This window comes from Vibrio sp. 1F255 (assembly GCF_041439145.1).
In the GTDB taxonomy this organism is placed as follows: Bacteria; Pseudomonadota; Gammaproteobacteria; order Enterobacterales; family Vibrionaceae; genus Vibrio; species Vibrio crassostreae_C.
Map to the genome: position 1 here is coordinate 1 of NZ_JBGONQ010000064.1, position 10,665 is coordinate 10,665.

The following is a 10,665-nucleotide window of genomic DNA, read 5'->3' on the forward strand; positions in this document are numbered from 1 at the left end:
AATGTGTACAAGAGATTGGATTGACCTGATCAGTTAATTTTCCGGATTGGTATAACGCTAACCAGCTTACTGAAATAGAAAAAGGGAACCCTAGGGTTCCCTTTTTTAGACTTTCAGAAAAGTGAGCAGCGATGACCTGCTCAACTTATAGACCTAATTTAGCTTGTAAAAAACGGTCGATAACGGCGGCAAACGCAGCTCAATCGATGTGTCTAGCCCTTCGCTCTCTACAGATTCAATCTCAGCAGTCTGCTTCACTTCAAAACCGCTGCCTGCATAGTCGACAGAGTCTGTATTCAACAACAATGCGTATTCACCTTTTGCAGGAACACCTAAGCGGAAATGCTCGTGAGGCACTGGCGTAAAGTTAGACACTATCAATACTCGCTCACCAGATTCACTGATGCGCTCGTGCGCAAGAATGCTCGCTTCAGCAGAGTCCTGTAGACGCCATTCAAAGCCTTTCGGATCAAAATCAAGATCGTGCATTGCAGCTTCAGAGCGGTACAGATTGTTCAGGTCTTTCGTTAAACGCTGAACACCTTGATGACGCTCGTAATCCAGCAAAAACCATTGCAGCTGGTCGTCATGGTTCCATTCAGCCGTCTGACCAAATTCTGCACCCATGAAGTTCAGCTTCTTACCTGGTTGCGCATACATGTAACCCATATAAGCACGTAGGTTTGCCGTTTGCTGCCATTCATCACCAGGCATCTTGTTGTGGATAGAACCTTTACCGTAAACCACCTCATCGTGAGACAGAGACAATACATAATTCTCACTGTGTGCGTAAACCAGTGGGAAGGTAATCGTATCGTGGTGATATTTACGGTTGATTGGGTCTTCTTGAATGTAAGACAAGCTGTCGTGCATCCAACCCATGTTCCACTTAAAGCCAAAGCCTAAGCCGCCCATAAAAGTCGGTGCTGAAACACCAGGGAAAGCCGTTGATTCTTCAGCAATCGTCATCGCATTCGGAAAGTGTTTATACACTTCTTCGTTCATCCACTTAAGGGTTGCGATAGCGTCGTAGTTTTCGTTGCCGCCATCCGCATTCGGGATCCATTGGTCATGGCTACGCGAATAGTCGAGGTACAACATCGAAGCAACCGCATCAACACGGATGCCATCAATGTGGAATTGCTCGAACCAGTACAGTGCATTAGAAACTAAGAAACGACGAACATGCTCTTTGCCTAAATCGTAAATGTACGAGTTCCAATCTTGATGCCAACCACGACGTGGATCTGGATCATGGAATAATGGCGTACCATCGAAGTTTGCTAGGCCGTGATCATCACTTGGGAAGTGAGCAGGAACCCAGTCCAGAACAACGCCAAGACCCGCTTGGTGACATTGATCGACGAAGTATTTGAAATCATCTGGAGAGCCAAAACGGCTAGTCGGTGCAAATAGACCTACAGGCTGATAGCCCCAAGAACCGTAGAATGGATGTTCTGAAACTGGCATTAGTTCAACGTGCGTGTAGCCAAGATCCGTTAGGTATGGGATCAGCTCTGCCGCAAGCTCGCGATAATTTAAGAATTCACCTTCAGCGTTACGCTTCCAAGAACCTGCATGCAATTCATAGAACGAAAGCGCTTCTTTGCGCTTTTGCGTTACCGGGCGATTTTGCCATTGAGTATCTTGCCACTGGTAACGAGCATGATCGTAAGTTACAGATGAGAACGATGGGTATTGCTCAGAGTAGAAACCCCATGGGTCAGCTTTGTGTGGTAAGCCTTCGCCATTTGGTCCTTTTAATTCAAACTTGTATTGAGCGCCTTCTTCCAGTTCAGGAATGAATAAGCCCCACATACCGTAATCTAGGCGTTGCATTGGGTGGCGGCGACCATCCCAAGCGTTGAAGTTACCCACCAAGCTTACCGCAGTTGCATGCGGTGCGTACACCAAGAAACGCGTACCTGAAATCGTCTGTCCATCACGCTCTAGCGTAATAAACTGAGCCCCCATGTGATGATACATATCTTTCGGTGTATGAAGATCTTCATAACTCGCGTACAGATCGTGGTACTGGTAAGGATCATCGATGATCTGTTCTACGCCAGCCCAATCAACCGCAAGCTTATAGTGAGTAAAACGTAAGTCTCTCTCTTGCTTAAGAATGAAACCACTTTCACCCTCTCGCGCTAACTCAATACGAGGTTCCTTTCCAACAATCAACTCGACTTTATCTGCCCCAGGAATCCACACACGTAATGCACCTTGCTCAGAAGGTAGGTATGGCCCTAAAAACGCGAATGGGTCTGTGAAACAAGCCTGTGATAGTTGGGTATATATTTGTTTTTGCTTTGAAATCGAACTTAGTTCCAAAACGTTTCTCCCTAACCAAACATCCAAAAAACATAATACAAAAATGCCCGCTATTAGTGCGGGCAATATAACGACGGTTTATTCTACCAGATGAGCATTCATTATTGAGTGACCGAGGTTGTAGTTTCGTACGGCGTAAGCAAAAAACCACCTAATTTCAAGTCACTCACGTCATTACTTACCGGCTTTTTCTCGAACGTCAGTCAGCTTAGAAGCGATACGATTAACGCCTTCGTGAGCAAATATTTCGTCCAAGTTCATTGATAGTTTACGACGCCAGTTAGGGTATTCATCAACCGTGCCAGGAATGTTTACTGGCTTGTCCATCTCTAGCCAATCTTCTAGCTGAACGCTCAGTAGTGTTGAACCACCAGCCGCTACGTGCAGTTGAAGTGCCTCAGCAAGGTAAGAGTCCATCGGTACTTGGCTCGCATCGCGGCCCACACCTTCTGGTAGGAAACCATGCCATGCTACTGAATCTAAGATACCTTGCTTGCACTCTAGGCGGTCATCGAACAAGGTTTCTAATTGTTCTGCATCTGGGTATAAGCCAATCTCTTGGCCCATTTTCAGGTCATCACAGTGCCAGAAGCCACGAAGCGTTGGCATATCGTGAGTACACAGTGCCGCCATCGATTGTGATGCGTAGTGTTTTGGTGAGATGAAACCACCGTCATCTTCTGATGTTTCGAAGAAGAACACTTTGTAAGAGTGCACGCCAGCATCTGCAAGGATGTCGACAATCTCATCCGGTACCGTTCCTAAATCTTCACCGATAACGCTACATTGGTAACGGTGAGATTCAAGCGCCAGAATAGACAGCATATCTTGTACTGGGTAGTAGATGTACGCGCCCTTAGTTGCGTTCTCACCCTTTGGAATCCACCACAAGCGCAGTAGACCTAAAACGTGGTCGATACGCAGTGCACCACAGTGCTTCATGTTCGCACGAAGTAGCTTGATGTAAGCGTCGTAGCTTGTTTCTTGAAGCACTTCTGGGTTTAACGGAGGTAGACCCCAGTTCTGACCCAAAGGACCAAGAATATCAGGTGGAGCACCAATGCTCGCATCCATCACTAGGTTGCCTTCGTCAGCCCAAGTCTCGCTGCCTGAATCTGCAACACCTACCGCTAAGTCACGGTACAGGCCAACAGCCATGCCCTTCTCTTCTGCAAGAGACTGTGCATCGTTGATCTGGCAATCTGCTAGCCATTGCAGGTACATGTACAGATGAACGTTTTCTAAGTTCTCTTTGATGTATTTCTGTGTCGCTGGGCTGTCGAATGTACGGTACTTCTCAGGGAATACCGGCCATCCCCACATGCCAGAATCTTCTGCATGCAGTTCACCATGTAGAGCATCAAACGCCGCTTGATGCATCAGGCTATCGCCACCCTCTTCTACGAAGGCTAAGAACGCTTGTGCACGGTCGCTGTTTTTGTCTAGATGACGAGTCTTAAACTCTGCGAATAGCAGAGGCAAGATGCTCATCTTAAGCTCAGACACTTCGGTGTAGTTTACCCAGTGTGCTTCACGCGCTTTTTGTAGACGCTGTTGGAACTCTGCGCTGCCGACTGTTTGTTGTGCTTCTGCACTTAGTGCAAATTCAGGAACTGAACTCACATCAATGTATAAGATGTTCAACCAGCGACGAGAAGATGGGCTATATGGGCTCGCACCTTCAGGGTTCGCAGGGAACAATGAGTGAATTGGGTTTAGACCAACGAAGTCACCACCACGAGAAGCGATATCCGCAACAAGCTGTTTTAGGTCTCCGAAATCACCAATACCCCAGTTATGCTGAGTTCTTAGGGTATAAAGTTGAACACTGGGTCCCCAAAGCTTTTTGCCTTGCTCGATTGGTGACTGCTTGAAACACGCTTTTGGCGTAATAATCAGTGTCATCTCGTAAGGCTTCTTACGGCGCTTACGGCTCACAATGAGCTTGTGATAACCCCATGCCAAATCACTTGGCAATGCAAACACTAAAGGGCCACCCTCGGCACGCTCGTCACGAATGACTTGAGATTGAAGATAGCCTTCAAGTACCTCTCCTTGCTCGGTTTCTAAGCGCCAGCTGAACTCACTTTCACGAGCACTTACACCTAGATTAAGCGCCACTTCTACTGGCTCACCGTCACGCAAGACAAGAACTGGGTCTAGTACATCTTTTTTGTGTTTTCTTTCTGCTGACTTAAGCAGTGCATCATCGCTGCTTGTATCGTAGCCCAACGAAGCCAATAGAGACGTGATCGTCTCGTCTGATACTTGTGCTTCATCGCCCCACGCACTAACGTAACTGTCGGCAATGTTTGCCATTTCTGCGACTTGTTTTAATACGGTCTGTTCTTTCATCGCTCTCTCCGAAAACGTTCTGACGCTTTCTATTTTGTAGGGTTGTTAATTTAATTTTTACTAATCAATTAGCTTGTGACAATCGGTTTGTAAGCAGCTTGTTTATAAACGAAACCTTTAAGCCTTTCGTTTGCTCACAAGCTAATTGAGCCAAGGCAGAAACTGCCTTGGCTACTTTGGAAGTATTAACGGTTAACCGCTTCAAGTTTCCAGATGTTGTTCACGTAGTCGCGGATAGAGCGGTCTGATGTGAACTTACCAACCAATGCTGTGTTAAGAATTGCTTTCTTAGCCCAACCTGCTTGGTCTTTGTATTGCGTGCCCATGTCTTCGTGCGCTTTCACGTAAGATGCGAAGTCAGCAAGACATAGGTAAGGGTCACCACCGTCTAGCAGGCTATCAAACGTTGCACGTAGAAGGCCTGGTTGACCTGGAGTGAACTCATCGCCAGTCAGTAGGTCTAGAGATGCTTTCAGTAGTGGGTCTGCATTGTAGTAGTCGTATGGGTTGTAGCCTTGAGCTTTCAGAGCTTGAACACCATCAACGTCTAGGCCGAAGATGTAGATGTTTTCATCACCCACTTCTTCACGAATCTCAACGTTTGCACCATCCATCGTACCGATAGTTAGCGCGCCGTTTAGAGCCATCTTCATGTTGCCCGTACCAGATGCTTCTTTACCCGCTAGTGAGATTTGCTGAGAAACGTCTGCTGCAGGGATGATGATTTCAGCCATGCTTACACGGTAGTCAGGAATGAATACCACTTTCAGTTTGTTACCGATGCGAGGGTCGTTGTTGATCTTCTCTGCAATCTTGTTAACCGCGAAGATGATCTCTTTCGCTAGGTGGTAACCCGGTGCTGCTTTCGCTGCGAAGAAACATACGCGTGGCTCACACTCGAAACCAGGTTCGTTAAGAATACGGTGGTACAGAGATAGAATGTGTAGCAAATCTAGGTGCTGACGCTTGTATTCGTGAAGACGTTTGATTTGAACGTCAAAGATAGCGTTAGTATCTAGCTCGATACCCATGTTCTCTTGAACCCAATCAGCTAGGCGCTGTTTGTTTTCTTTCTTAACAGCCATGAATTCTTTTTGGAATTTCGCGTCTGTTGCAAACTTAGCGATGCCTTCTAGCTGCTCAAGTTTTGCTGGCCATTCAGTGCCGATCTTACCCGTGATTAGCGCAGATAGACCTGGGTTACAGAACTTCAACCAACGACGTGGCGTGATGCCGTTCGTTACGTTAGTCAGTTTACCTGGGAAGATTTCGTTGAATTCAGGGAACAAGTCTTTCTTAACCAGTTGAGAGTGAAGCGCAGCTACACCGTTTACTTTGTAAGAACCAATCACACATAGGTTTGCCATGCGAACCATACGGTGGAAACCTTCTTGGATGATAGAAAGCTTCGCTTGCTTCTCACCATCACCAGGCCACATCTTGCGAACTTCTTGCATGAAGCGGTGGTTGATTTCAAAGATGATTTCCATGTGACGTGGAAGAAGACGATTGATTAAAGATTCAGACCAAGTCTCTAGCGCTTCTGGAAGTAGTGTGTGGTTCGTGTAAGCGAACGTGTGAGCACTGATTTCCCATGCTTGATCCCAAGATAGACCTTTCTCGTCAATCAGGATGCGCATTAGCTCAGGAATCGCGATCGTTGGGTGTGTATCGTTCAGCTGAATCGTTTCTTGCTTAGGCAGATCTTCTAGAGAGAAACCTGCTGCTTCGTGGCGACGTAGAATATCGCGAACCGATGCTGCTGAATGGAAGTACTGCTGCATTAGACGCAGAGTCTTACCTTTCTCGTGGTTGTCGTTCGGGTAAAGAACTTTAGTGATGTTACCTGCATCGATTAGCGAGTGTTGCGCTTCGAAGTAATCACCGTTGTTAAAGCTTGCTAGCGAGAATGGTGCGATTGCCTGACATTCCCAAAGACGCAGCGGGTAAACCGTGTTTGACTCGTAACCTACGATAGGTAGATCCCAAGGCATTGCTTTTACTTCCATACCTGGAACCCAAGTACGAACTTCTTTACCGTCAACGAATTCAACGTCTACATGACCGTAAAAACCAATGTGTTGTGCTAGTTCTGGACGAGCTACTTCCCATGGGTAACCTTCAACACCACGCCATGCGTCAGGTGCTTCTTGTTGACGACCGTCTTGGAAAGATTGTTTGAATAGACCGTACTCGTAGTGAAGACCGTAGCCTACTGTTGGGTATTCTTGAGCGGCACAAGAATCCATGAAACAAGCAGCTAGACGACCAAGACCACCATTACCTAGTGATGGGTCGCGTTCTTCTTCTAGAAGGTCAGTTAGGTTTTGACCTAGCTCTTCCATTGCATGAGTGATCTGTTCGTAAAGACCCATGCTGATCAGGTTGTTACCTGTTAGACGACCAATCAAAAACTCTAGTGATAGGTAGTTAACGCTCTTAGCGTTCTTAATTTTTTCATCATTTTCAGTTTCTAGCAGGTCAAAAGTCGTTAGCTCTGCAAGAGCACGACCCATTGCTAGATACCATGAACGGCTGTCTGCTGTTTCAACGGTTGTTGCGTAGGTTGCAGATAAATGTTTCTTAACACTCTCTTGGAATGACACTTTATCGAAAGTTTTTTGCTGAGTTGGTTTCATTTCAGAAATCTCGCTTTTAATAGTTCTAATTCATCTGTGACATATCGTGCATGGTCACCATAAACTAAACATCCTCCCGCTAATGCAACTGACTAGGAGTAGATGGGAGGGCGTAGGGGGCGTACCGACTTAGGGTTAGTGATCTGACTCTCATGTTCTGACTGAGAACAAAAACTTGGAGTGACTAAGATCACAAGCTCCCGTTCGATAACTTAACTTCAATTGATGTGACTTTTATTTAACCAGATTAAAGTCATTGTCAAATCTGATATTCAGATCACGAAAATAATTTCCAACTCTCATCTTTTGCATTGATTCCCGTGTAGGGATGAACGAAGTCACATTCACAAACCAACCCGCAACGTGAGCAAAGTCTCAAATAAAGGGCGTAGACACCCAAAAACATGCAGGAGTGCAAGGTTTCTGAGGAGGATCGTAGTCGGTAACGTTTGGCTTCACGTAATATGAGTAAAGACTTAAGTAATTAGGCTCATGTCATTGGAGTGCACTCAACGATAGATTGGGATATTCCAGAACATAGCCACGGAATAGGTGTAAAACTTCGATATGTGGATCCCTTCGAAACTGACTCGTCCCGGCCGCTTACATAATGCAATCCTACGACCTAGGGTTCTCGATCTGCTTCACAATGCAGATTGCTATAAGCTTGTGTTGTTCCGCTCTCCAGCGGGCTACGGCAAAACCACCATGGCTGCACAATGGTTGGTAGATAAACCTAATGTGGGTTGGTACAGCATTGATGATAGCGACAATGATGCCTTCCGCTTTATCAACTACCTACTTCAATCACTTAATAAAGCGACTCAAAATGCCTGTCCGAATGCCCAAAAACTGGCAGAAAAGCGACAGTTTTCATCGCTGCATTCTTTATTAAGTGAAGTATTTGCCGAGATGTCGGAATTCCATCACGAGTGCTTTCTGGTGTTGGATGACTATCACTTGGTCAACAATGACGACATCCACGAAGCCATGCGCTTCTTCCTCAAACACATGCCCGATAACCTAACGTTGGTTGTCACCAGTCGTGGTACGCCACCACTTGGTACAGCAAACCTGCGCGTTCGTGACTTAATGATCGAATTAGGTAATGACTCGTTGGCGTTTGATACCGAAGAAACCACACGCTTTTTCAACCAACGCGTAGCCGACGGCATTGATGACACCACGGCAGATAGCATTTGTAGTTATGTAGAAGGTTGGCCTTCTGCACTACAACTTATCGCGCTACAAGCACAACACCAAAAACGCACTCTTGCACAGTCCGCAGAGTCATTCTCTCACTTTAACCACGCCCATCTTTGGGACTACTTGGTTGAAGAAGTATTCGACCTGCTAGACAAAGAAACCCGACAGTTCTTGATGCAATGTTCTGTGCTTGATCACTTCAACGATGAGCTTGTGTGTGCACTTACACAGCGTGAAGATGCGTTAGGTATGATCGAATCACTCAACCGTTTTGGTTTGTTCATCTACCCGCTTGAAGGTGAAAAGAACTGGTATCGCTTCCATAACTTGTTTGGTGAATTCCTCGCACATGAGCGCCAAGCTCGAATTCCTCAGCAAGAAGCTGAACTGCATCGAAGTGCTGCAAAAGCGTGGATCAAGCAAAACACACCACACCAAGCACTACGTCACGCACAGCGCGCTGAAGATCCAGAACTGATCATTCAAATCCTGACTGAGCACGGTTGGCCGATGTTCAACCAAGGTGAGCTTTCGTCATTAGAAATGGCGATCAAACAGCTAACCACAGATCAACTATACAGTGAGCCAAAGCTTTCGATGTTGCGTGCTTGGCTTGCACAAAGTCAGCACCGTTATGACCAAGTGGGTACTTTGTTGGAAGAGGCTGAGACTCAATATCAAGCTCGAAACATTGAACTCGATACTCAGCAGCAAGGCCAATACAACGCCTTACGCGCACAAGTTGCCATCAACAGCAATGAGCCTGAGAAAGCATTGGAATTGGCTGAGCTTTCGTTGAGTCAGTTGAACACCACCGTTTATCGTAGCCGCATTGTCGCAACCTCGGTTGTAGGCGAAGTGAATCACGTAATGGGTAACCTAAGCCGTGCGCTACCGATGATGCAACAAACAGAAAAACTGGCACGTCAGTATCAGGTTTACCATCAGGCCCTGTGGGCGATTCTGCAACAAAGCGAAATCTTGATTGCTCAAGGTTATGTTCAAGCTGCATTTGAGCTACAAGACAGTGCATTCAAATTGATTGAAGAACATCAGCTTCAATATGTGCCGTTGCATGAGTTCTTGCTGCGTGTTCGCGCTCAGATCTTCTGGTGTTGGAACCGACTAGATGAAGCGGAAGAATGTTGCTACAAAGGCTTAGATATTCTTGGCCACCATTCTCCGAGTAAACACCTACACAGCTATTCTATGCTGGCTCGTATTTCATTGAGCCGCGGCGAGATAGATAAGGCGTCGAAATTTATCGACCAGATTCAGCACCTATTGCGTCAATCGACTTACCACGTAGATTGGACGGCAAATGCTTCTTTGTCTTTGATTCTTTTCTGGCAAGTAAAAGGCGATAAAGAGGCGATACGTGATTGGCTGAGTGTGGCGGTTCGACCTGAATCGGCAAGTAACCACTTCTGCCAACTTCAGTGGCGAAACATCGTTCGTGCTCACATCATCCTTGAGCAGTATGAAGACGCAGAAGAAGCGCTAACTTTCCTTAAGAGTGAAGCCCAGCGTTCGCACCTGATTACAGACACCAACCGCAACTTGATCGTTGAAGCCGTGTTACGTACACAAATTAACGATGAAGACAGCGCACGAGTACTGCTTGAAGAAGCGCTTCATATGACTAACCAAACCGGTATGGTCGGTAACTTCTTAGTCGACGGTGGGACTATCGGGCATATCTTGGATAAGTTGAGCAACAAGCCTGGCTTAGGTGATTTAGAACGTCACCGCGCGCAACAAATCATGAAGGATATCTCCACGACCCAACGCAGTCGTTCGGTGCATTTCGATGAAGACTTTGTTGAGAACTTGGTTAATCACCCGAATATCCCTGAGCTGGTGCGCACTAGCCCACTCACTCAACGTGAATGGCAGGTACTGGGCTTGATCTACTCTGGCTTCAGTAACGAGCAAATCGCTCAAGAACTGGATGTAGCAGGCACCACGATCAAAACTCACATTCGAAATCTTTATCAGAAGCTCAACATCGCTAACCGTAAAGAAGCAATCAGCACAGCGGAGAACTTGCTGCAGTTGATGGGATACTAAAGCGGGTTCGAGATTCGAGATTCGAGATTCGAGATTCGAGATTCGAGATTCGAGATTCGAG

4 protein-coding genes are annotated in these 10,665 nt (G+C 46.4%); 1 reads left to right on the forward strand and 3 read right to left on the reverse strand.

Going from position 1 to position 10,665, the window contains the following annotated elements:
• Positions 1 to 153 precede the first annotated feature (153 nt).
• From glgB to ACED41_RS21225, 3 genes are all read right to left on the reverse strand, one after another.
• On the reverse strand, positions 154 to 2,334 hold the full coding sequence (gene glgB / locus ACED41_RS21215; RefSeq protein WP_017064240.1) for a 1,4-alpha-glucan branching protein GlgB: 2,181 nt from the start codon (positions 2,332 to 2,334) through the stop codon (positions 154 to 156).
• 174 nt (positions 2,335 to 2,508) lie between these two features.
• Entirely contained in the window at positions 2,509 to 4,689 is a 2,181-nt protein-coding gene (gene malQ, locus ACED41_RS21220; RefSeq protein ID WP_017067441.1) for a 4-alpha-glucanotransferase, read from the reverse strand.
• Positions 4,690 to 4,874: 185 nt separating this feature from the next.
• Positions 4,875 to 7,328, reverse strand: coding sequence for a glycogen/starch/alpha-glucan phosphorylase (locus ACED41_RS21225; protein ID WP_102332726.1), 2,454 nt, complete (start codon positions 7,326 to 7,328; stop codon positions 4,875 to 4,877).
• A gap of 567 nt (positions 7,329 to 7,895) precedes the next feature.
• Here ACED41_RS21225 and malT point away from each other — a divergent pair.
• Positions 7,896 to 10,604, forward strand: a complete 2,709-nt coding sequence (gene malT, locus ACED41_RS21230; protein WP_017067440.1) for an HTH-type transcriptional regulator MalT — start codon at positions 7,896 to 7,898, stop codon at positions 10,602 to 10,604.
• Positions 10,605 to 10,665: the final 61 nt, after the last annotated feature.